The 24,449-nt window shown below is 41.7% G+C and carries 21 protein-coding genes and 1 pseudogene; 18 read left to right on the forward strand and 4 right to left on the reverse strand.

From position 1 onward, the window contains the following. Positions 1–130: 130 nt before the first annotated feature. From V7K73_RS12290 to V7K73_RS12340, 11 genes are all read left to right on the forward strand, one after another. Positions 131–784 (forward strand): DUF305 domain-containing protein, encoded by a 654-nt coding sequence (locus V7K73_RS12290; RefSeq protein ID WP_334880260.1) that lies wholly within the window; start codon positions 131–133, stop codon positions 782–784. A 167-nt stretch (positions 785–951) separates the two neighbouring features. Continuing rightward, on the forward strand, positions 952–1,251 hold the full coding sequence (locus V7K73_RS12295) for a DUF2933 domain-containing protein (RefSeq protein ID WP_334880262.1): 300 nt from the start codon (positions 952–954) through the stop codon (positions 1,249–1,251). Continuing rightward, positions 1,160–1,924 (forward strand): methyltransferase family protein, encoded by a 765-nt coding sequence (locus V7K73_RS12300; RefSeq protein ID WP_334880264.1) that lies wholly within the window; start codon positions 1,160–1,162, stop codon positions 1,922–1,924. Before V7K73_RS12295 ends, V7K73_RS12300 begins: the two co-directional genes overlap by 92 nt. Continuing rightward, positions 1,914–2,228: a DUF5676 family membrane protein gene (locus V7K73_RS12305; protein ID WP_334880266.1), complete on the forward strand. Its 315-nt coding sequence runs from the start codon at positions 1,914–1,916 to the stop codon at positions 2,226–2,228. The genes V7K73_RS12300 and V7K73_RS12305 overlap by 11 nt, the downstream gene beginning before the upstream one ends. Positions 2,229–2,331: 103 nt before the next feature. Then, entirely contained in the window at positions 2,332–2,874 is a 543-nt protein-coding gene (locus V7K73_RS12310) for a DUF1269 domain-containing protein (RefSeq protein ID WP_334880267.1), read from the forward strand. A 24-nt stretch (positions 2,875–2,898) separates the two neighbouring features. Continuing rightward, positions 2,899–3,294 carry a hypothetical protein gene (locus tag V7K73_RS12315; RefSeq protein WP_334880269.1) on the forward strand — a complete coding sequence of 132 codons (396 nt, stop codon included), beginning with the start codon at positions 2,899–2,901 and terminating at the stop codon, positions 3,292–3,294. Between the two features lie 12 nt (positions 3,295–3,306). Then, on the forward strand, positions 3,307–3,501 hold the full coding sequence (locus V7K73_RS12320; protein ID WP_334880271.1) for a heavy-metal-associated domain-containing protein: 195 nt from the start codon (positions 3,307–3,309) through the stop codon (positions 3,499–3,501). 179 nt (positions 3,502–3,680) lie between these two features. Then, a complete protein-coding gene (locus tag V7K73_RS12325; RefSeq protein ID WP_334880273.1) occupies positions 3,681–5,393 on the forward strand; it encodes a multicopper oxidase family protein in 1,713 nt (570 codons plus the stop codon). 68 nt (positions 5,394–5,461) lie between these two features. Beyond that, positions 5,462–7,006, forward strand: a complete 1,545-nt coding sequence (locus V7K73_RS12330; RefSeq protein WP_334880275.1) for a phytoene desaturase family protein — start codon at positions 5,462–5,464, stop codon at positions 7,004–7,006. Positions 7,007–7,072: 66 nt separating this feature from the next. After that, complete coding sequence (locus V7K73_RS12335; RefSeq protein WP_334880277.1) at positions 7,073–8,341, forward strand: FAD-dependent oxidoreductase; 1,269 nt, start codon at positions 7,073–7,075, stop codon at positions 8,339–8,341. Positions 8,342–8,352: 11 nt separating this feature from the next. Then, the gene (locus V7K73_RS12340) at positions 8,353–10,788 is read left to right on the forward strand and encodes a phosphoketolase family protein (protein WP_334880279.1); all 2,436 of its coding nucleotides are present in this window, start codon (positions 8,353–8,355) and stop codon (positions 10,786–10,788) included. 98 nt (positions 10,789–10,886) lie between these two features. On the opposite strand, the gene V7K73_RS12345 is transcribed toward V7K73_RS12340, so the two are convergent. Continuing rightward, the gene (locus V7K73_RS12345; RefSeq protein ID WP_334880301.1) at positions 10,887–11,942 is read right to left on the reverse strand and encodes an IS701 family transposase; all 1,056 of its coding nucleotides are present in this window, start codon (positions 11,940–11,942) and stop codon (positions 10,887–10,889) included. A gap of 393 nt (positions 11,943–12,335) precedes the next feature. Here V7K73_RS12345 and V7K73_RS12350 point away from each other — a divergent pair, with 393 nt between their 5' ends. The 6 genes from V7K73_RS12350 to V7K73_RS12375 all read left to right on the forward strand — a co-directional run bounded on the left by V7K73_RS12350 (position 12,336) and on the right by V7K73_RS12375 (position 16,473). Next, complete coding sequence (locus V7K73_RS12350; RefSeq protein WP_334880281.1) at positions 12,336–12,461, forward strand: hypothetical protein; 126 nt, start codon at positions 12,336–12,338, stop codon at positions 12,459–12,461. 133 nt (positions 12,462–12,594) lie between these two features. Beyond that, positions 12,595–12,729 (forward strand): hypothetical protein, encoded by a 135-nt coding sequence (locus V7K73_RS12355; protein WP_334880283.1) that lies wholly within the window; start codon positions 12,595–12,597, stop codon positions 12,727–12,729. A 342-nt stretch (positions 12,730–13,071) separates the two neighbouring features. After that, on the forward strand, positions 13,072–13,365 hold the full coding sequence (locus V7K73_RS12360) for a hypothetical protein (RefSeq protein ID WP_334880285.1): 294 nt from the start codon (positions 13,072–13,074) through the stop codon (positions 13,363–13,365). A gap of 705 nt (positions 13,366–14,070) precedes the next feature. Next, positions 14,071–14,967 carry a chromosome partitioning protein ParA gene (locus V7K73_RS12365; RefSeq protein WP_442935801.1) on the forward strand — a complete coding sequence of 299 codons (897 nt, stop codon included), beginning with the start codon at positions 14,071–14,073 and terminating at the stop codon, positions 14,965–14,967. Positions 14,968–14,990: 23 nt separating this feature from the next. Continuing rightward, a complete protein-coding gene (locus V7K73_RS12370; RefSeq protein WP_334880287.1) occupies positions 14,991–15,797 on the forward strand; it encodes a hypothetical protein in 807 nt (268 codons plus the stop codon). Between the two features lie 55 nt (positions 15,798–15,852). After that, positions 15,853–16,473, forward strand: coding sequence for a DUF6753 family protein (locus tag V7K73_RS12375; protein ID WP_334880289.1), 621 nt, complete (start codon positions 15,853–15,855; stop codon positions 16,471–16,473). Between the two features lie 4 nt (positions 16,474–16,477). Here V7K73_RS12375 and V7K73_RS12380 read toward each other — a convergent pair whose 3' ends face one another. Next, on the reverse strand, positions 16,478–17,266 hold the full coding sequence (locus V7K73_RS12380) for a response regulator transcription factor (RefSeq protein WP_334880291.1): 789 nt from the start codon (positions 17,264–17,266) through the stop codon (positions 16,478–16,480). Between the two features lie 256 nt (positions 17,267–17,522). Between V7K73_RS12380 and V7K73_RS12385 the strand changes: the two genes are divergently transcribed. Further along, positions 17,523–17,768: a hypothetical protein gene (locus V7K73_RS12385; RefSeq protein WP_334880293.1), complete on the forward strand. Its 246-nt coding sequence runs from the start codon at positions 17,523–17,525 to the stop codon at positions 17,766–17,768. Position 17,769: 1 nt separating this feature from the next. On the opposite strand, the gene V7K73_RS12390 is transcribed toward V7K73_RS12385, so the two are convergent. Next, positions 17,770–18,540, reverse strand: a complete 771-nt coding sequence (locus tag V7K73_RS12390; protein WP_334880294.1) for a hypothetical protein — start codon at positions 18,538–18,540, stop codon at positions 17,770–17,772. Between the two features lie 7 nt (positions 18,541–18,547). Continuing rightward, positions 18,548–24,364, reverse strand: a pseudogene (locus V7K73_RS12395) (hypothetical protein); the annotation flags it as partial. Between the last annotated feature and the right edge of the window lie 85 nt (positions 24,365–24,449).

Here is a 24,449-nt window from a genome sequence, read left to right on the forward strand (position 1 = left end):
GACTTTTAACCTAACCATTATTATTTCCCAACAACTCTCATAAAGCTTTGTATCGCTCATAGGTTTCTCATAATCTGAGCGTAGCTTGAAAGATAGAGGAACTTGGTCATCCCCTAACCAAGCTGAATTTATGAATAAGAAGTTTTTGGTCTACAGCTTAGTCGGGCTACTCAGTAGTGGTACTGCTGGCGGATTCGTCCTTGCCAACAGTAAACAGGCTCAGTCATTACCTGCATCAGGAAATCCTCAACAACCCAGATCAATCCGAGTTGATCAACATTTTATCGAAATGATGATCCCTCATCACCAAGATGCGATCGCAATGGCTGATCTGGCTTTGAGTCGCGCCAAACGCCCAGAAGTAAAAAAAATAGCTGAAGCAATTAAAAAAGAGCAAACTCTTGAAATTGAAGAGATGCGTACCTGGTACAAAAAGTGGTACGGCAAAGAAGTCCCTGCACATTCAATGACTGACATGGGCATGATGGGAAACCACCATAAACAAGGGCAGGGCATGATGGGTCAAGGGCAGGGCATGATGGGTCAGGGTCAGGGCATGATGAGTATGAAGATGGACATCGATGCGCTTAAGAAAGCCCCAGACTTTGACAAGGAATTTGTACGGCAAATGATTCCCCATCATCAAATGGCTGTGAAGATGGCTCAGATGGCATCTGGGCGTGCTGTTCGTCCAGAGATCCGCACTTTGGCTCAGTCAATCATCAAATCTCAAAATGCTGAAATCGCACAGATGCAAGGATGGCAGCAAGCCTGGAATCAATGATTTAGCTTGTTTAGCAGGGTAAGCGATCGTCAATCTGGGTAATACGGCTTAACAATTGCCGTAGGTCAGATATCTTCTAAAACTGGAGTCTGGTAATCGCGGATTTGGCGATCGCGTAGCCTCTCTAAAAGAGAATCGCGAGTCGTTCTATTCAGAATGAGGTCTTTATGCATCAACATGGTTCATCGAATCAGCCCCAGCTAAATCGTCTCAGCTTACCGATTAAAATTGTGCTATTTGCTTCGATCGGGATTATTGCGTACTTCCTGATTATAGAACATCGGGCACATTTGGCGGGCTTTTTACCGTACTCTTTCCTGATCATCTTTATACTCATGCATCTATTTATGCACGGAGGACATGGGGGACATGGAGGTGGTAACGACAGCAATAGTCGAGAAGGCGGTAATTCGGACTCTGCAAATCAATCTATTTCAAGGAGATCGAATCATGAAGGACATGAGTAACGTTCCTGCTTACGGGCTGTGGTGGTTAGTGATTATTAATTCCCTGATATTTATCATCTTTGCCTTTAGTTTTACCAAGCCGCGTACCCCTAGAGATTGGCGATCGTTTGGGGCATTCTCAGCGTTCATTGTGGCATTGTTCGCAGAAATGTATGGGTTTCCCTTAACGCTTTACCTATTATCAGGCTGGCTGCAAACCCGCTATCCAGGACTGAACATTTTTTCCCATGATGCTGGACATCTTTGGTGGACATTGCTGGGGTGGAAGGGTGATCCTCATTTGAATCCGATTCACCTTTTGAGTAGTGTATTGGTTTTTGGTGGACTGATTTATTTAGGCAGCGCTTGGGAAGTTCTCTACAAAGCTCAACGAAGTCATACATTGGCGGTTTCAGGACCGTATGCAACAATTCGCCATCCGCAGTATGTCGGCTTCATTGTCATCATCTTGGGCTTTTTGCTGCAATGGCCTACTCTCTTGACGTTGCTCATGTTCCCTATTTTGGTCACGATGTACATCCGATTAGCACACCAAGAAGAACGGGATGCCTTAGCAGAATTTGGTGACGAGTATGCTCGTTATGCCGCAGTAACTCCTGCATTTTTACCGTGGGGTCGTCGCAACACCCAAAGAAAACTATCTCATGCACAGGAGTCTCATCATGACCCATAGTGTTCAGCATAGCGTAGCAAATCGTGTACGTAGTTATACAGTACCGACATTAAGTGTGCGATCGCTATTTCTTGCCACAGCGATTACTACAGGCATTGCTTATTTAGTTTGTGTTCTGTTCCTAACAGTGGCACCTCAAGCAACAATGGGATTCTTTAGCTATGTTCTTCACGCTAATCCGTCTGGGATTATCCGAAGCGTTACCTGGGGAAGCTTTATCGTCGGTCTTCTTATTTGGTCTGTGGGTACAGGTTTGTATGCAGCTTTCGTTGCTCGCCTTTACAACAAGCTTTCGGTGAGATAGAAAACAACAGTCTTCTTGCGGTTTTTTAGAACTAGGAACTGTGATTATCTTCGACCAAGTTTTACAAACAAAGCTAAGTGTTCATTTTAACAGGTAGGAAAATATGAGCGATTTAATTGTGATTGGCTTTTCAGATGAATTTAAGGCAGATGAAGTGTTGCTTGATCTCAGAAAACTGGAGAGGGAATATCTGATCGATCTAGAAGACGCCGCGATCGTGGTCAGAAATAGACACGGCAAAGTCAAGGTTAAGCAGACTCAAGAACTTGTCGCTTCTGGCGCATTAAGTGGCGGCTTCTGGGGACTGTTAATCGGCTTGATTTTCCTTCATCCCATGCTGGCAATTTTTGGTGCAGCAGTGGGTGCCCTTTCCGGTGCATTAACGGATATCGGCATTGATGACAACTTCATTCAAGAACTAGGCAACACGATCGAACCTGGAACCTCCGCCATTTTTATCTTGGTGAGAAAGTCTACACCTGACAAGGTTTTGGAAGACTTGAGCAAATTTGAAGGAAAAGTCCTACGAACTTCATTATCCCACGAAGATGAGGCAAAACTTCAGGCAGCGCTTACGAAAAGTCAAGCAGGAAAAGTCGTAGCTCCAAAAAATCTCGAAGTCAGCACTTATCACTCCCAAAGGTGATTCTATATTCAGGAAGGAACACAAATGGAAGCACAATCGATAGCAACTCAGCCATCTAATTCACTTCCTCCAAGCCAGCGAGGGATTGAAACTCTCCCTGCACTAAATGCAGCTTTCCTGATTATCATTAGCCTTATTGTACTCTCGGCGATTGCTGCTTCAATTTATGCTTGCATTCCCAAGGGTCGGCGGCATTCATTCAGCTTCAAACCGCATCATAAGGTTCCGTGTCACCGCTGTGAATATTTTAGCGGTAATCCCTATCTTAAATGCGCTCTCCATCCAGTAACCGTACTGACCGAACAAGCCTTTGACTGTACAGATTACTGCCCGAACAGTGAAGCGAAACTGGTTGAAAAGTGGAGAAAAGCATTGCTGATTGTCCAAAAAGTTTTTCCTAACTCAACCACACAAAAATAAGGATTTGACATTATGAAACTCCAACTAAAAGTTCCTGGAATGACCTGTGGTGGTTGTGTAAACACCATCACTGAAGCGATTAGAACAGTCGATGCTAAAGCTACCGTTCAGGGCGATCCAAAAACCAAGATTGTATCAGTGGAAACTCAAGCCTCAGAAGCTGCCATCAAGGATGTAATTACGGCGGCTGGCTACCAAGTTGCTTAGGGACTTCCAAAAAATAAATTATCCAAAATTATTTGTACATTTGTAGGGGCGCAAGTCCTTGCGCCCCTACGTTTGCGGAGCGTCCCGCAGGGATGGGATGTTTTTTTAACTGGAAGTCCCTTAGCAAAGTTCTGAACCGACAAGACAACCTCACTGACGTATTCATAAATGAGAGCGATATGCCCATTAAAACCACTCACCAATATCCCCTAGCCCGCCGAGATTTTCTTAGAGGGACTCGACTTGCAGCCGGATTTGTTATAGGAAGTGGAATTCACAGCCTACTATCCAGTTGTTCACCTCAATCTTCCACCACCGAAATGGCTAAGGGGAACACCGTAGCCCGTGGCCCGAATGCGAAATTCATTCCCGATATTGAAATCAACCTGAAGGCTGCACCGACAACGGTTCCAATCTTGCCGGGACAAACAACCAAAGTTTGGTCTTACGCAGCAAAACTTGTCAAAGGCGACCCAAACAACTTACAAACCATTCCCGATAGTTATTTAGGCCCCATTATTCGCGTTCGCCAAGGTCAGCGCGTGCGGGTCAACTTCCAAAATGCCCTTCCTCAAGGACAAACCAGCATTGTGCATTGGCATGGATTAATTTTACCAGAGGAAATGGATGGACATCCTCGCTTTGCAATTCAGCCTGGACAGACCTATGTCTACGAGTTTGAGGTTATTAATCGGGCAGGTATGAACTGGTTTCATCCTCATCCAGACGGGCTTACAGGGGAGCAAGCCTATGCCGGCTTGGCGGGGCTATTTATAGTCACGGATCAAGAAGAAGCGACCCTGAATCTACCCACCGGGGCTTATGAGATACCGATTGTGCTGCAAGATCGTACCTTAGATGCCAATAATCAACTCCTCTATCTCGGCAGCAAAATAGGTATCCCCCGTAATAGCAACACGGGTGGGATGCAACAGGATAACTCAGGTCAATCCAGCAACGGCATGGGCGGCATGAGCAGCATGATGGGCTTTTTGGGTCAAAAGATATTTGTGAACGGCAAGCCCAACTTCACACTTTCTGCGGCGACACGAGTCTACCGCCTTCGCATCTTAAATGGATCTAATTCACGTATCTACAAGCTTGCGTGGAGCAGTGGCGATCTACTGACCATCATTGGCACTGATGGTAGCTTACTGGCTCGACCTACCGAACGAAAGTATGTCATGTTAGCGCCAGGTGAGCGGATTGATGTTTGGGCAGATTTCAGCAAGTTGAAAGTTGGGACAGAAGTATCTCTAAATAGTCTGGCTTTTTCAGGAGCAGAAAATGTAGGAGGTAGCAGCATGAGCGGCATGATGAGTTCTGACAATGCCCCGGAACTTGGTTCAGCGATGATACTATTCAACGTCAAGATTGAGCGCAAAGAAAAAGAAACTCTGCGACTCCCCAATCAGCTAACAAATCTACCACTATTGCGTCCAGAAGATGCCGTTAATGCCGCACAGCCACGTCCTATTGAGCTTTCTCTCAAAGGTATGAAATGGGTTCTCAATGGGCATCTCTTTGAAATGAATACCGCAACGCCACAGGAAACCGTAAAGCTAAATTCTATTGAACAGTGGGAGATTATCAATAAACTCAACCCCGGAGCCGTGATGGATGCGAAGGGCATGGCGCACCCTATCCATCTACACGGCGTGCAGTTTCAAGTTATTAGTCGGGAAGTGCTGCCAGAACTTGCCGCAGAATGGCAAACTGTCAAGGATGGCTATGTAGACGAGGGCTTGAAGGATACTGTAATGGTAATGCCGGGTGAGCGAGTGAAGCTGCTCATGAAATTTGAGAAGTACAGGGGCTTATTTACATACCACTGCCATACCTTGGAGCATGAAGACGCTGGCATGATGAGGAATTATCGAGTCAAGGAATAACTGAGGCATCTATCAGGCTAGTTAAAAGGGACTAATCTCTGTTATTAAAATTTATTTAAAGGAAAAAAATGAGTGACCTACCGGATTACCTGATTGTCGGCAGTGGTTTATCAGCATTGGTCTTTGGTGCTTTAATGGCCAACTCTGGTAAGACTGTGCAAATCCTCGAAGCCCATGAGCATCCGGGGGGCTTTGGTCATACGTTTACGATGGCTAAAAAATATACGTTTAATGCCCAATTTCACTATGTTTGGGACTGCGGTGAAGGGCAAACCGTCAATCGGGTACTCAAAAAACTGGGCTTGGATCGGGAAGTGACCTTTGAGCGGTATGATCCCGATGGCTTTGATCATATGCGAATGCCGGAACATGCCTTGAATATTCCCTCGGAGCCAGAAGAGCTAATCCAGCGATTGTTTGCTCTGTTTCCTGCTCATGGCGATCGCATTCGCCAATTCGTCAACGAAGTGGAAAAGACTGGTGCAGGCTTGAAAAAACTCGCTCCACCGCTCAAGCCAATTGAACTACTCAGCCATGCAAGTCAAATATTCTGTACCATCCAGCATCTCAACAGCACACTTCAGGATGTATTTGACAAGTTTCAGCTACCCCAAGCCGCCCAAACCCTATTAGCCCTGCAATGGCTTGATTTTTTACTGCCCCCAAATCAACTCTCCTTCTATGCCTGGGTCGCATTGTTCCGAGGCTATCAAGCAGGTGCATTCTACCCAACCCAGCATTTTGAGCATGTGATTAATTCGTTGGTCAGTGTCATCGAATCGCATGGAGGACAGGTGTTACTAAACCATGAAGTCACGAATTTTAGAGTCACAGACAGAACGGTTACGGGAGTTCAGGCGATGGATCTCACCACCCATCAAACCTACGAATTTACAGGTGATACTGTGATTTGCAATATTGACCCCCAGAAAGCCGCCAAAATGATTGGTGAGGAAAAGTTCTCCAAAACTGTACGCCGAAAACTCAACTATGAATATTCGGCATCTAACTACATGGCTTATTGTGTCGTCAAAGATATCGACCTCCGAGACTATGGATTTGGCAAGTGGAATCTCTCGCATACTGGGCATCACGATCTCAATGAAGCCTTCGCGCAGATGTACGATCGCCATGACTTTTCTAATCCTAGTTTTGCCATCACAACGCCTACTTTACTTACAGAAGCGGGTCGGGACTGCCCAGAGGACTGTCAGATTGTTGAATTTCTCACCGTTGCCAATTACGACTACTTCAAGCAATTACGGGAGAGCGACCATAAGGCTTACAGCCAGAAAAAACAAGAAATCTTAGACTCCATCCTGGATGTCGTGGAAGAACACTATGTGCCAAATTTTAGAAAACACATGGTTTTCCACATCACGGGCAGCCCTACTACCAATGAGCGTTTTTGCTGGTGTCCCAATGGAAATTCCTACGGCTCCAGTCTAACCCCGCGCAATATGGGTCTAGGGCGACTGAATCACGAAACCTCCCTTAAGCATTTTTATTTCTGCAATGCTTCATCGGGCTATCCGGGCTTTGCTCCCACATTTTGGACGGGGGCATTGCTCTATCAACGATTATCGGGCGACGTGCTTTTAGGCAACGGCTAAACAGGCGATGTCTACGACGGGCGTAGCTGCGGCGCATTATCCATTTCATAAACTTAGAGGTCAATTATGAGAATCGCTGTTATTGGTGGCGGAGGCAGTGGGATGGCTACAGCTTACCTGCTTGATAAAGAAGGGCATCATGTCACTGTGTTTGAGCGGCAGCCCGTGTTGGGAGGGCATATTCGGACACTCAACAAGAACGTGAAACCGAACCAAGCCGATTGCGATGAAATTTTGGAAAGTGGGGTACTCGAATTTCCAACTGTGTTTTACAACTTCATCGCGCTGATGCAAGAGCTAGGGGTAGAACTAGAACCCGTCGATATTGGTTCAGCCATGTTTCTCAAAGATGGCAGCCACTTTCTATCGGCAGTCACGATCGAGAAGAACTTCGCAGGTGTCCACGGGCTGATCGAACAGTTACGCCTCGATACCATCTATGCCCGTTCCGCTGGATTATGGCTGAGAACGCGATTTGCTAACTTGCAAAATTTGTCCAATCGTCCGCTGTCGGAATATTTGGAAGGCTCCGGTAGCCGCGATACCTGGCTGAAGTTGGTGGTTATGTATAGCTATTCAATGCCGTTTGAACTGATTGATGATTTTCCAGCAGAGTTGGCGATCCCTACTTTACGTGACTATCTCGCGGTCAACTGGGTCAGGGTTAAAGGCGGTGTGTATTCTTACATTGAAAAAATCCTGGCGCGATTTAAGGGTGAAATTGTGCTGAATGTAGAAATTGACCATATTTCCAGAAGCCCGGATGCTGTAAAAATTGTGCGCTCGACAGGTGAAATTCAGGAGTTTGATAAAGTCGTGTTTGCTACGCCTCCTGACCAGGTAATGGCGCTGTTAGCAGACCCAACCGATGCTGAAACCAAACGGTTTTCTGCCTGGAAAGCCAACCATGCAACGACCTTAGTTCATAGAGATATTTCCATGTACGCCCGCCAAGGCATTACACAACCCTCGGAATTTGATTACTTCCAAAAGCCAGACAGTCGCTGGGGCTATAACAGCTGCCTAAATCAGCTTTGCGGTATCTCGTCGCCCCAGCATAATTTTTTATCATTCCAACTAGAGGAGTTGATTGCACCCGATCGCATCATTCACATTCAGAAACACCACACCCCGATGTATACCACTGAATCCTTTCGATACCGGGATGAAGTAGTTGCTACCAATGGAGAGAACAACACCTACCATGCCGGAGCCTACCTTGGCGATGGCTTGCATGAAGGAGCAATCGGCTCTGCCTTTCGAGTCGCTCAACTGATTGGGTCAAGCCTTGAGTCTAGCTCCTTGACCCAAAAAAAGGAACTAAATTTTTATTGAAGTGAGTAACTATGCGTTTCTCAATTCTGCCGACTCTTGCCAATTCTGAACTTTCTATCGCACAAGTCCGGGCGGCTCATCAGGCGGAGCTAGACGCGATCGCGCGTTATTGTCGCCTAACGAATTACCTTGCGGCGGCTCAAATCTACCTGAAAGACAATTTTCTACTCAAGGAACCCTTAAAGTCGGAGCATATCAAAGACTGTCTGCTAGGACACTGGGGCACTTGCCCTGGCATTAACTTGATCTATGTTCACCTCAATTGCCTGATTCAGCACCATGACATCAGCCTTTTCCTCGTCGCAGAGGCAGGACACGGAACACCTGCAATGTTGGCAAACCTTTACCTAGAAAGGTCTCTCCAGGCGTTTTATCCCGAACTGACCCTAGATGCTAATGGACTGGCAACCTTAATTCGCGGCTTTTCCTCTCGCTGTGGTTTTCTGAATCACGATTATGCAGGTGAAGAACTCGGTTATGCTCTCGCTGTCGCTTTTGGGGCAGTCATGGATAATCCTGACTTGATTGTGGCTTGCGTTATTAGCGATCAAGAAGCAGAAACAGGAGCGACAGCTACTGCCTGGGATAGCTATAAGTTGATCGATCCAGCAAAATCTGGCGCAGTGCTGCCGATCTTGCACCTCAATGGCGATAAGACTATCTACGCTGCGATGAGTGATATTGAACTTCAGCAAAGATTTACAGGCTACGGCTATCAAGTCCGAATTGTTGGCAGTCAGAAAAATCAGTTTGACAAAGATTCGGCGACTCAAAATGCGCTCGATCTAAATGTTGATCTTTATGGCTCACTCGATTGGGCATATCGAGAGATTTGCAGAATTCAGCAAGCGGCACGTTTAGGGCAAGCGATTACTCAACCCAAGTTTCCTTTATTGATTGTGCGATCGCCCAAAGACTGGACAGGCATCCAGGAAATTGATCGAGCGTCGATCAAGGAGTCTCATCGCTCTCACCAAATTCCTGCCAAAGATGTAAAGACCAATCCGCAACAGTTGCAGCTTCTAGAAGACTGGTTACGCTCTTATAAAATTGAAGAATTGTTTGACCAGCAGGGTTGCCCGATTCGAGAGATTCTAAATCTTTGCCCCCAAGATAAGCAACGCATGGGCTGTCATGTTCACATATCTGGTGAAGGTGTCTACAAGCCCCTAAATTTACCGAATATCTTTGACTTTGCAATTCCAATTCAAACAAAGTCCTGTTCACATGAAGAAGATCAATTCAGCAGTACAGAACAGATTGGAAAGTACATCAAAACAGTCATTGAGCAAAATCCACAAACGTTCCGTATTTTCTGCCCTGATCAGCTAGAGTCGAGCAATTTATCAGCCTTACTAGAAGTCAACCATCACAATGATCATGGTTCCATTCAGTCTGATGATTTGCAGGTCAGTTTGAGAAAAGAACGGATGCTGGAGTTTTTCAGCCAGCACACTTGTCAGGGATGGCTTCAGGGCTATCTGCTTACAGGTCGGCACGGACTTTTTCTATCGCATGAAGCGTCTTTAAACAGCATTATCAGCATGATGAACCAGCACGCCAGGTTCCTGAAACTGTCCAAAACATTACCGTGGCGTTCGCGAAGCGTGGGCTTTGCCCAATCATCCGTCGCCTCTCTGAATTATTTAGCAGTTTCAACCCCGTGGCAGCAGGAATACAGTGACTTTTCTCAGCAAAGCTCTAGTTTTATCAATGCTGTGCTGACGCAAAAAGCGGAAATCGTGCGAGTTTATCTACCGCCAGATGCAAACTGTTTGATCACGACGATCGCGCACTGCTTAAACACGACCGATCAGATTAATCTCATCCTTACCAGTGCTGATCCGATGCCGCAATGGTTAACGATGGCTGAAGCGATCGCGCACTGTCGGGCAGGTGCTTCAATTTGGCATTGGGCAAGCACCGATCAAGGCATCAATCCTGATGTAGTGCTAGTTGGAATTGGCGATCGTTCCACAGTTGAAGTAATGGCAGCCGCTCACATCTTGCGGGAAGAAATACCAGCACTGCGGGTGCGGGTGGTAAATGTCACCGACTTGCGAGTGTTGGAAGAAGACGCGGAAAATTCTCAGCATTTAGACAAGGAAATGTTTGAAGCATTGTTCACGCGCGATCGCCCAGTCATTATCAACTTTCATGGTACTCTCGCAGTTTTGGAACAGCTATTTTTTGGTCGTCCAAATTCTGACCGCTTTCAACTCAATGGCGATCAAGGCGAAGTCATCTCCTCGTTTGCTCAAAATCTGCGTCATGGCACTTCACGCTTTCATTTGATCATCCAGGCGATTCGATTGGTAGCCCCGCATAATCCCAGTGTTGCGGCACGAGCGACTGAACGAGTGAATTACTACAAGCATATTTTAGCAGAGCGATATCGTTCGAGCCAGAAACTGGGGAGCGATCGGGCACCACCGAAATGGTCGTAAGCTGATCATCTTGTAATTTGCACTTTCAATTTTGAGATCGAAAAGACCAAAGGTGAAATGTAAGTGTGATTTTAACCCCCGCATGTCCAAATCAGAACTTACGCATTGACAGGAATATGACAATGTGTATTCAAGCCCACCCTTTGTTCAAGATGTTCCAGAATGAAGTCACGAGCCACCTGAAGAGATAAATTTTTCTGGACTTCATACCAGTTTTCAATTAACTCTTCGGTTCGCATTAATTCTAGTTGCGTAAAGGCGCGGATAGCACTAAAAAAGTGAGTTCTAATTGCCTCGGATTTCCTCACCATGAATAGCTCAATTCCACACACTTGCTTGATAGATCGATGGTAACATTCAATCCCCCAATGAATTGAATGTAATTCCTTAAACTCTGCTATCGAAACTAAAAATAGTGCATCTTTGTTAGAGACATACATGATGTAATATCTGGGGATTTCGTTTTTGAAAATTCTCCGGAATACTTTCACTTGTCCAAACTTTTTCAGATGAGCTATTAAACCGTTCTCTGGAATTTCTAGATTTTGGACTTGGGTAAAATTTTTACCATCAACTGAACATAACCGATTTTTAGCTATCCCAGTTAAAAACTCTAATTCCTTGTTTTTAAAGAACTTCAGGTTACTCTTACTGGAATACCAAGCATCAGTAGTAACTGTTTTTGGCTCCAAACCCCAATGCAAAACCTCAGTAATCATATCTCGCAAATAATCCTTTTTCGTCTGACCATCTTGTTTGTCATAAATTCGATAATTTACAGGTACAGATTTACTTGATAAGTCAGTGTAATACAAGGTAATTAGCTGAATACCTTTAACTGTACGATGATGCCTTCCTGAATAAATGTAAGCAATTAATTCTGTTAATTTCGGGTCGCTATGAGGCTTATCAATTACAGTATCATCTGCACTTAATGTGCCACCTACTAAATTGATATGCAGCTTGACTTCATCAAATAAATCCTTTGGCTCGTAACGCTCACCTAGCAAAAATCTGTTGACACTATCATGTGACAAATCTTCCATAATATCTGCTAAACGTGTGCAGCCTGGATACTTTGATTCTGCCAATAAAAACAGAGTGTAAGTGTTGAGGTCACACTTTGCAGTGGATGGCTTGGTAGTTACTCTGATTGTCCGTGCCCTCACTCTTAGACAGTGTAAATTATCCACCTTTTCAGTTCAAGAGTGATTAGCGATCGCCTGTTTTTTGCTGATTCATTTCAATGCATCTTTTGTTTAATTTGTCAATGCGTAAGTTCTGTCTTATTAATCTTAGGTGTGCTGGAATCTTTATCTGGCAATGCTTCTGGCTCGTGCTTGTTGCGTGGCGATCGCGCAAGTTGCGTCATGCTCACCTAAGTTGCCATCAGGCAACAAAGTTGTCTCATCGCAACAGTGCAAGCCTTTGGTGAGAACGTGAACCTTAACCTTAAGAAGCTCATTTTGATGGGGAAGTTAAGCTCACAACTTGTTCCAGATTAAATTTGTACAACTTATTTTTACATGATGCCTTAGGCGTCTATTGTGATAGATAAGGGTGAGGATGATTTTTTAGAAAAATTAATGGAAAACTGCGTAGGCGCAGCCCGCCGTAGGCATCGCTTGGATGCCGAGGGAAAAGCTAAGTTAAATCTTGCATCTGCTGGGTGAACCTGGGTTACAAGTGGTAATTAATATGGAGTAATAAAGTTCATGCTACGAATGTATAAGCTGTTAAGTATACAACTTGCATTATGAGGGCGGCCAAGATGCCCACCCCACAATCATATTGAAAAAAATATTAGTGCAAATTAAAGGCGCAACAGCTTACCAAGTTAATTTAAATAGTCACGACCAGATATCAACGATATTGGATGCGATCCCCAAAAAAATTTCTTCCCAGAATTCCTCAGAAGATAAGACAGATGGAGCAGGTTAATTTTTAGAGCAAGAGTGGGGCTAACAAGGTTATGCCTTTATTTCGTTTTTTGGCATGGTAGCGATGAGATCCTCTTAGAGGAAAAATGCGACACCGAACAGCCCGCCGTAGGCATCGCACCCTTCACAAGAGCGATCGCGTTGCTCCCGGATCAGTAGCACTAAGCTGTTTCACATTTAAATTGCATAACTAGGGCGGGCAAGATGCCCACCCCACAAGAGTTTGATTTAATCTGATTATGCAATTTAGATGTTTTTTAGCTTATCCCACAAGTGTAGTTATTGATTAGTTTTGGGGGATAATCAAAAGCTATAGCAAAGCTCAATCTACCAGAAAATAACTATGCTAGATATCAAATGGGCAATGGAGCAATTCGGCATAGAAGACAAAAACATTGCAATTAGAATTTTAGAAAAGTTTGATAAGTTTAACTATGGTTGTTTCAGTTGCGGCTCATCTAGCGATTTACTTTATACAGAAATAGGTGAGGTTATCTGTAAAGACTGTAGAAAAGACCTTTGCATTAATGATGATGGACTTATAGATTCGGAGGAATTACAAGAGGTATTTGAACTAGCGTTTGCTGAGGAAGATGAAGATGATGACTGGCTAGATGATGATACTGAAACTGACTAGAAATCATCATCAAAATCTTCACCAGACCAAAAAGGTGATTCTAAATCCGCATATCTGTAACTTCCTTCGTCTTTTTGTTGAGTAGCGTTCCGTGAGGTTGCCGTAGGCATCGCTTTCATTTGGTAATTATTGTGATTTTTATAAATTTATTCGAGGACATTTTAGCTGAATAAATTGCCTAATTTTTTGTATAATTTTTCATCCTTTATGATAGTTTAGACAAACTATATGAAATTTATTACTAATTTATATATCAACAAATATTGGTTAAATATTTAATTTTTGTTCATTGGCTTTTTGAGGTATAGCTTATATAATAGAAGCAATCTATGTAAAACAGAGCAGTCAGGTTTCATTGAATAATGAGTATTTATTGGCTTCCTCATATAGCTAATTTTCAGGGCAAGTATATGAGCATTTTAGAATTGATGCAGGTATTGACATTTTTGCATAAGTATACTTCTGATTATTTATTCTGGAAGTATTCATAGAAGGATGTAGTCATTTTATGTGGTTAGCTGAGAACCTGTATAATCAACTAATTATATCGTTAAAGGTTACTTATACTAAATGTTTTTCAATTATTACAAATGAATTATTTTGTTCAAAATAAGGTTGAAAATTTTCGATTTACATCAACAAAGTGTATTTGCTTTGTAGAGGATTGTTATGTCTCAAAATAGAAGCAATAAGGGTAAAAGAGTCATGTCTGATGATAATACAACCAATAGGAATATTTCGCTCAATACTGATAGTAAACCTCAAAAGCGGCTAATAATTGTCACAGGTGATAAAGGTGGTGTGGGAAAAAGCACCTTTGCACGAGCGCTATTTCAACTGTACATTAATAAAAATTTACCCTGTGTTACTTATGAAGCTGACTTAAGAAATCCTCAGTTAGAAAGATATTTCAAAAAAGACTACCGACCGATAATACGTTACATTGATATTTTCCATAGAGGTGGTGCTGACGATTTATTAATTAATTTAGATGAGAGTGATTGTCCTATTACACTATTAGACTTACCAGCACAATCTGGAGGATTTTTTGAAAGTTATGTCAAAGAGCTTTCATTTTTTGAAGTGCTTAAAACCGATATTAATTGTCAAGTTACGATGGTTTCAGTGATTAGTAGGGTTCTTGATTCCATAAATGTTTTAGAAAAACTGTGCGAACTTTGTAAAGATCAAGTAGATTATATTGTCGTCAAGAACTTATTTCATGGTGAAGAAGAAAAATTTGAGCGATATAATGACGCTTTTCTACGTCAAAATATGCTTGCAGAAGGTCTAGTAGAACTTGTGATGCCAGATTTATTCTACAAATCCTACGACTTTATTGACCGCCATGCTCTAACATTTAATGAAGGTCAGACTCATCAAGGAACAAATATTGTGATTAAGTCGAGAATTAAATCTTGGCTTGCTGAGTTTGAAGCGCAAATTAAGCCAGCATTTAATTTATTTGGCTTTGATATACAACCAGATGATTGTTACTATCCAGCAGTTGTGGAGAAGTCTAAAGAGCTTAGAGAAAATGAAGAACAAGAAAAAGCTAAAAACCAAGATTCAAATTTAAAATCTGAAAATATAGCTGCTTAATTTAGTAGTTTGCTTAGTTTATTATGTTTAGAAAGCGTTTTGTAATTACATCGGGTGATGCTCGTGTAGGTAAGTCCACAACTTCTAGGCTCTTGCTAGAGTTGTACTTGAAGAATAAACTCAATGTGCGTGTTTTCTATCACGGGTATCATAACAAACTGTTGATGTATCAAACAAAATGCTTTGATATCAACCATTTGGGATTCTCTAGAGGTGACTCTGATAGGTTATTACTGGACTTAGAGATGTTTCCGAAGATTGAAGTGATTTTGACTGATATGCCAGGTCAAAACCTCCGAGAATTCAAGTTTTTTGATAGAGATGTTTCACTGATAGAAAATCTTAATTGTCTAGGATATCGTGTTACTTTCTTGCACCCGATATCACACCGTAAAGACTGTGTTGAAGATTACCTTCAGGATTTATATCAGCATTTTGGTAGTCAGGTTGACTATCTTGTTATCAAAAATCATTATTTTGGCAAGCAATTTCGATATTATGAGGGTAGTAAATTCCAAGCTGATATTGAAAAAGTGAACGGATTGGAGCTATCTTTGGGCGGGCTGCATAACGACTTTTACCAGTTGCTTGAGGATACTGGTTTACCTTATGCTCAACTGGTTAAAACTAACTCTCCTCTTAATACTATTCAGCGTTCGATAGTGTTCAACTGGATGGATGATTTTCACAACTCTATTATTTCTAATGCGATTGCTTCTAATTATTTAGGGTTGAGTAAGAACTGTACAGAATTAGCTTCTGTAGGCGTAAATAACCAAAATCCTTCCAATTTTGATGTAACTGAAGATGTTGAATCTGAGAAATGGTAATTATTTGCTTTACCAAATTAACAGTGAGATTTCAAATTGACTATTTAAACAACCTATGACCAATATTGCAAAAGTTGTTGAAAAAGTTGTTGCAGAATATTCTGAAGAAAAAAAAGCAGAGGTTACTGATTGGATACTTAAATTGGGTGTTCGACCTGATGACCCCTTGTTTAACCTATATGCGGAACTGGGTACAACTCAGTTTGCGTTGCAGCAACTACCAGGTAGGCTTGACTCCCTTGTGGTGGGTTGGACTGACATGGTAGACGATAAGCTTAATAGTGCTTCTAAGGTGGCTATACAGCAACAAAAGAGTGCGATCGCAGAAGCTGCGAAGGATCTGGTTAAGATGAGTAAGCAAGCTGGTGGGGCTTTGCCTCACTTGGGTGTAAGTAATTGGCGATTGGCACAAGTGGCGGGGGTATTGGGTTTTGTACTGGCTTTAGGGACTGCAATTGGTGTTTTTACACATAAGACCATTGCTGAAAGTATAACTTTTAACTCGGCGGCTTCTGGATCTGCCATTCTACAACCTGAAGATAAAAAGCTTCTCGATTGGGCTAAATCCAATGAAGGTAAAATAGCACGTAGTATTTATGTTAAAAACGCCGCCATCATTAAAACTTGCCGCCAGCAGAAGAACTATTCAGGTGGCTGCATAATTGCAGTTGATTAATTTTCTAGGCAACCCAGCCTTTGTATCCCTTATTACTCGTTTTAGGTGTATCTTTTTGACTTTTTTGGTTGGTTTTGACTCTTGTGTGGGTTTCTTGAGTAACTTCTTCTTCGATTTTCATGTCTGTAAAGCTGAGGATTCCCAGGCGGATTCCTTCGCGGATAGCGTTTAACCTATCTTTGACTCCTAGCTTGATAAATGAATTATGTAGATATGACCTTACTGTACCTTCGGAAACATACATTATATTGGCAATTTCATTATTTTTAATGCCTCCGGCAGCTAATTTAAGAACTGTTATTTCTTTATTAGAGAAATCACTTAACAAATCTAGTGCATTTCTATCGGGTGTGTCATTTGACCTGAGACTATCAATCAGAATCCGATTAATAGTTGGGTCAATCCATGATTCATTATTGTACGCAGCCATTACTGCTTCAACGAATCTTTCTCCTACTTCTTCTCTAACGCTATTTTTAGCGTAATAGCAGTCTGCGCCATTACTAATTGCCGCATTAATGGTATCTCGGCTGCTATTTGCAGTCATAACCACAATTCTAATTGATGCGTGTTTGGATTTAATTGTGCTTATTACATCAATGCCATCGATATCAGGTAAATCAATATTTATAATTACGATATCTGGCTTTTCTTTGTCAACAATTTCTATTCCTTGTTTTCCGTATTTGGCAAGGCCACACACTTGGATTTTACCAGTTTCAGATAATATTGCTGCCGCGCCAATCCTAGATATGTTCTCATTTTCAATGATGACAACATTAATAGGTTTCATATTATATGTTTTTTTGGTTTTGTATTGTCCCTGATAATAATAGTTTTAGCACTTACTTTTGGAGATTTTTTAATCTTCACAGTTATTATAAACTAATTAGCGTATTTTAAAACTTTACTATTGTTCGTAAAAACTTTACAAAGTGATTAGCTGGTTTGTGTAGTTTTCATTAAACATCTATTTACTACATGATTTTATTTATCAGTCCAGGTTTTAATAGTTATCAGCGAATTTATGGAGGAATAGATAATTTTTTATGAAGAGCGATAAACTTTTAGGATGGATAGAAAAGATTGTTGTTTGGTCTTTGATAGGGATGCTATGTTTGGTCGGGTTAGGCAGATTGCCTGTTAACCCGACGAGTTTGTTTGACTTTACTGCGTCTTTTTACTATTTTGCTGTTGCGGTTGTTATTTGTCCCAAAACTCCCATGAGTTTTAATAAAAAGCTAATTTTTGGGTTTGTAGCTTTTTTGTATGGTATGTGGGTTGGATTGATTTAACCTAATCTAGATCTTTAGCAGAATCCTGGTTTTTGAATTGTCGTTGACTCTGTTCGCGGCGTGCTTGTTGCTCATTATACAGAGTCTTGAAACGTTCAAATTCCTCTTTGGTGAGATTATTGATGGTGATAGAGTACTCTTCCGAGTTATTGTCACGAGATGCCAATAGTGCTTCTCGACTTTGTTCGGAATCAGGCAAATTTCTATCAAGGCTAAGAGTTTGCGAATCTTCTTCAATTTTTAGACTTGCAGTATATTCTTCACTCTTATAAATAATATCTTGTGTCTCTTTATCTGGTTTTCCAAATATATCTAAGCGGTCTAAAATTACAGGAATAACAAACTCTTGAATTTGGGAATCTGCGGGAAAAAGTTGTACTCTATCTTCTGGACTCTTTTCTACTAGGTTGCCATTATTGTCGTCATTTTTATTTGTGGGGTTTTTTAGAACCTCTGATTCAATTGTCGTTCCTGTGAACTGGCTTGCTTCGGCTTGTGAAGATGACTCTTGATTAACTTGATTAACAAAAGTGATAGGTTGAATTTCTGTAGAGTTTACTTTTGCTTCATCTTGCACTACTTCACTGATTCTGTTAATTTCCGAATTCAACCTTAGCACAGCCTCTTTTCGTTCCTCAGCAGTTAGAGGCTTTTTTGCAGATTCTTCAAATTTATCATCAGGGATGTTAAGCTGTTTGATCAATTCTCTGAGGAGACTAGCTTGCATCGCTGGAGTTAAACCTTCTACTGGAAGTTCGATTAGTTCTTTCATACTAAAATTACCTCTCCACTAAGTCTTTTTTGACATCTTTGAGCGCATTATTGATGCGGAAATTCATGACTTTAAAATCTTGTAATGTTTCATCACTGATGTTACTTACTTGGGTTTTTCCTTCTTTAACATATAATAATATGTTATCATTTTTATCTTTAACTAAGTAAGTTTTGTCTTGAGTCTTAGTAGCAATTTGGTATTTTTCAGTTTGTACCGAGATAATGCCGTTGATATCTTCCTGTCCAATTGTTTTAACTACACCTTGAGCAATACTGGTCATTTCGTTAATTTTTTCTAGCTCCTTAATATCTCTTACCATTGACTTGAAAGCGTTCTCAAGACTGATATTTTCTTGTATGTATAAATCAGTTACCTCCTGAATTCTATTGAGATATGTTTCTGATTTACCGAGCTTTTCAGCTGCTACATACCAGTCTTTAAGATTTTGCACTGTATTAGCTTTCATCCGCTCGATAATGTTATCCATCGCTCCAACCTGCTGTATTCTGGGTTGAGAAGGTGATGCGAGTGCTTGGTCAATATTTGGTTGTTGACTTTGTTGTGGAGGAAAAATGCTCTTGTCTTTAGCAATAAACGAGTTATGTAATACTTGTGTATTGGAAGAAATAGTGTTGGTACTAATTTTGGTATTTTCTACAGGATTAAATACAGCGTATCCTTGGGAAGTTTGTTCTACTTTGTACCCTTTTTCTGGAAGATAATTTTTAACTAATTGATCAGTTCCTTGTGCGTTTCCGACTATGAAAGAGCTTTTCGCTTCTATTGCCTTATTAAGTAATGATTTGTAGTGATTTTCAAAAGTTTGGGCAATTTGCTCGCTTGTCACTCCGCGCCACGGACCAGACCCGGATACCATAATGATGTCGTCTTTTGAGTAATTTCCTGTGTTGGCGCGTTCTCCCCATGCTTGCTCGTAATTCCGAGTGCTTGAAGGTGTTTCGGGGGGCGCAGCTGATTTACCGATAAACTGGGTAGCTATTTGTGCCATCGCAATGTCTTTTTTCATGTGTTCAGCGACGGCAGCGTTTATAGGTTCGAGTTGCGATAGTGGATTTTTTAGGGGCCGATCAGTCTGTTCTGACTTTTCCTGCTGGGTTTTTACTGTAGTTTGTTGTGACTTTTCAGTTATATTGCTGTATGCTTCGACGAGTGCGCGAATAAATGCGGATTCTTTACCCTTACCCTCCCACTGCTGTTGAGCCTGAGCGTTAGTTATATTACTGAGGCGGTGCGTTGCGGAGCCAGCGCTGTGATCGGGTTCCCCGACTTGTTCGCGCAGCGTCTCCGATAGGAGAGGCGACTGGCGTGGGGTTCCCCCCGTTGTAGCAACTGCCGTACAGTTTTCCAGCCACTCAGTTCCTCCTCGTTTGGCGATCGCCTCAGTTAGCCGAGGGTGTTGTTCGAGTTTAGCCTGAAGCACTTCTACCATTAACTTGTATTCATCAGCTGATGGATACAACTGCTTTTGGTGATTAAATGCGTGTTCGGCGGATGCGTATGCTACCCCTTCAGGTTTTTGGACATGGGTTTCTACTCCATATTGTCCGGCGGGGGCTTCTGGATTATTATTGACTGAAACTTGGTAATCGTTTTGTAGCTTGCCTTGTTCTTTTGCGAGTGCAGTGGGAAGGCTGAGTGCTACTCCAAGTCCATCTTTAGAGTTGGGGCTGATATTTACCGGGGTGACAGTTTGTTTTTGGATCGTTGGGAACGGAACAATTTTGCCATTGACATAATCCCCTAGCGGCTCCATGAATAACCCATATACCTGACTCTTACTCGCCTGGGTTTGGGTAAGTTCTTTCGGTGAATGCTTTTCCCATTTCGCCCAGGCTTGCTGGTAACTTGGATCTTGAATCATTTCGGGGGTAATTTTGTATTGCTTACCTACCCGGAAAGCTACTTGTTCGCCGTTTTTACCAAGGGCGATCGCAATATCTCCCTCTTTGACACCATAAGTTTTTTGGTAGTCTACACCTCTGGTGCTGTGTATCCTACCGTGTCCGCGCATGGCATCGATAGTTGTATCAGCTGGTACTTTGGAAGGTTCGCTGTGCAGATGCAGCGAATAAACCATTGGTACTGGTTTTCCAGATATAGTCGGGTTGTCTGGAATCTGAGGGTTAGCAGCGCGTGCCGCAGTGGAATTCCCGATGGCGATAATTTCTTCTACAGTTGGTTGGTTTAAAGGGTGTGAGGGTATGTTTCGAGTGACTTCTCTGAGGCTTGTATAGCTACGTTCTACTTTAATTTCTCCCCCAGGAGTCCACTCGTTAGTTTTGATGGTAAGGTCGCTGTTGCTTTGGACTACTGCACGAGGAGGTTGGTTGGAGGCGAGGAAGTTTTCAAATTTCTGGCGAACGCTGTTTTCTCTGCCCAAGTCATTTTTAATTGACCAGATGTTGATAGACCATCTGCCAGCCTCAGTATTGAGGGCAGCGTGTTCGTTCTTGCAGTTAAAGCGGGTTACTGTACCCGACTCAAGTTTAAACTCTTGGTATGGTGCGTCCTGATTTTCCTCCCTAGCCCATGCCATTCGTTCCTTAGCAGCGCGATATCCCCAATCAGAATTTCCGATATTAATGCTGCGGGCTTCCGTCGCGGCATAACTATCATCGCGGTGGTAGTTGATGCCAGCGCCGGGGTTTTCGGAATAAGTTACCAGCACAATATCAGCATCAGGATATACTTGCTTGACAAGTTCCATTAACTTGTCGTCCTGTACCCCTGGCTTGAAGTCTTTGTCTTTTAAATCCCATTTTGCACCGATCCATGCAACTTGTCTCAGTAGTGCGTAGTTGGATTTATCGTTTTCAAGTACGGGTTTGAGGTGGGTTTCAAGGTGCGATCGCAATTGTTCTACTTTTTCCTCGCTTACCTTACCCAATATTTCGATAGCTTTAGTTTGATCGGCTTGGCGCGAGTTGGGTAGTAATATTGCTTGATTATTAGCTTTTGATTGTGTACCTGTCAATACTTGTATCTCAACCGCGTTTTGATAAACTTGTGAAATTCCTGCAACTGTAGCGTTAGTATTTGATTGAATGTTAGTTATATTATTTTCTGGTATAGCTTTCGCAGGAATAATTGGTACTGGAGAATCTTCTTGATTGAGTTCTCTGGGACGGTTAGGTAGTGCTTGTAGAGTTTTTTTATACTCATTATCTTCTGGAATTTGGTTTAATTGTGAAAGACTACCTTCAGCCGCAACTTTTTGATTTAACTCTGCACTAAGCTGTTCGTAGCGGTCAAATCCATCAACTTCACCGATATTAATCGGTTTTCCAAGTAAACTATTTAGTTCTTCGTTTATTTTTTCACTAATCTCATTTTTAATAAAAATGAATGTAGCTGTGTTACTCTCAATAAAATAATGATTTTCAGTAGATTTTGATTCTAGCCAAGTAGCTACAGCGATCGCGTCTTGTGCAGGAACTACTAATCCGAGAGCTTCTTTAGTTTCTACCTGCGATCCATCTTGAGAACTATATTGTTGGTTTGGGTTATAAAAATATACAGTTTGTTCTGAAACGACTGGAGTGGGTTGTGACGGTGTATTTGCGCTCTTGATATTACCACCAGCCCGGTCAATAAAGGTTTGTTTTAGTTCGTCACTAATGGTACTTTCATCGAGTACGAATACACTCATACCTTTTTTGGCTTCAAAGCGAGCTTGTGATGCGGGAAGCTGTTCGTATGATACTCCTACTTTTTCTAGATATTTTTTAGTTTTTCCGGTTATATTTTCATCAACTGCTAATCCTAAAATACCTACTAATTTTTGTTCTTTATCTTGGAACATGATTGTAGGACGTTCGTTAATTTTACCGAGTATTTGGTTGCGTTTTTCTTGCTGTTCGTTTCTGACAGGTTGCTCATTACTTATAAGCTGACTGCGCTTAACCCATTTGTCGGGATACTGTACTGTTTCTGGATTAATAGTTATTTTACAGGTACTTTGATTACTGGTAATCTGTACAGGGATAGTAGTTCGTTGTTGGTTTGGGCGAATAATACCCGTATCAATTAGTTTTTGTACAGTGCTACTTTCTTTCCTTTGCCACTGTCTTTGTATATTACCTTTATTTAAATCAGCTTCGAGACGTTCAGTATGCTGACCAATAATACCGAGTGATTGTTCGCCAATTTTAGCGATATAAACGTGCTTTTTATCAAATGCTCTAACTAAACTTTCTTGAAATGCTTGGTTGCTAATCTCCTGTTTTTTGTACTTGGGATTAGTAATATTAATTCGTAAAAAATTTCCCTTAGATGTCTCTGCTATTGCATAGGCATTTTGTCCAGTGATGATGGTTTGAATTTTAAGCTGTAACTGTTGCCCATTACCGGGTTTTTCTGCTAGCCAACCTTGAGCAATACCCTCTTTGATTGACTCCTTATCAATGTTGCCTAGTTTCTCAGGTTTATTACCATTTTGAAGATAAATGCTATAGTCTTCACGAATAAGATCAACTTTTTCGATTGTTAACATTACAGGTTCATTATTGAACCTCTGGGAATTTCCAAACTTATTAACTTCGCCTACTTTGAAAGTGAGTTCTGGTAATCCGGGTACTTTGCTTGTAACAGAGGTGGTATATACTTCACCTTTTTCAATGCTGGCAATAGCAACACTACCAATTGGTAGTCGGGCGTTACTTTGTTCTATATTTCCAAATGTTTCGTAATTACCTTCCTGATTCTGGAGTTCAATGACACTTTTTCCATCTTCAGCTAGATTAAATCGAATATTTTGAGGTTGGTTTTCATCAAATAATTCACTACTGCGGTCGAACCCAGTGATACTAAACTCGTTAAATCTGAGTGTGTCTAACTGACTGATAATCTCTTCAGGAAAGGCAGCAAAGGCGAAATTAGAAACTTTCTTTTGGTAATCGCTACTTTTATCATTAGTGCTTTCACGAGTAGTTGATACTGCCCAGGTAGCAGCTGCCATTCCTAGCTTTTGTCCTTCTGGAATTGAATTGTAAAATTTTTCTGCTATCTGGTAGGCTTTTTGGTAAAGAAGTTTAATTTGACCTTCGCTTAGTTCAGCTTGGAAGGCTATTTTGTTAGACGTTACTTCCTGTCCAAGTGTAATTCCTATCTCTTCGGGTTTGTTTTCTTGCTCCTTAGCAAGTGTTCCTAATGCCCTAAACTTGGGTTTACCGTTCTCATTCTCATCGTTAATTTGGGCATAAACTATATATTTATGCGGGCGGTTACTGTTGCGCTTGTCTTCAGATATTTCTGATAGCTTGATCGTAATTTTATTAGCTTTCCAGATAAATTCGTTGTCATATTGTAAAAGGTTAGTTACACTTACTTGGTTGCCGTTAGCAAGGGTAATATTTGCAGACGGCCCCTTTTCAGTTTCTCTTTGTCTAGATAGCTGACTCGCTTGGTTAAAGGATTTGTCGAATTCTTTTTTGACAAGAGTAGCTCTTAATCGCTGTTCGTTAGAAAACTCGACACCTTTAAATAAAGCTTGAAATTGGGCGATTTCACGCGATTCGAGACGAGCTTTTTCAAAATACTGGTTGGTTTGAGCTATTAGTAATTCAACAGGCGAGTATCCCGTGGGTTGAATTGTATTATCAACATAGACATCTTTCTTTTTATCCTTAATATAGTTAACTTCCCGGTGGAGAATCCGACTGTTGTTGCGGATAATTTCCATTTCGGGTTTTTTGGCACTTTTGAAGAGGTCAACTGCAATTTGATTTTGAAATGCTGCCTCGGCAATCATTTCGCGGTATATCTGGGTATTAGTATTCATTGCCACCAGTACCTTGAGGGGATACAAAATCCCCTGAAATGCCTACAGGTTAAAGAATGTGGCAATTTATGGTAAAACAAAAAGAGCCTCAATTCGCAATAAACTT

The sequence above is a fragment of the Nostoc sp. genome (assembly GCF_036916975.1).
In the GTDB taxonomy this organism is placed as follows: domain Bacteria; phylum Cyanobacteriota; class Cyanobacteriia; order Cyanobacteriales; family Nostocaceae; genus Nostoc.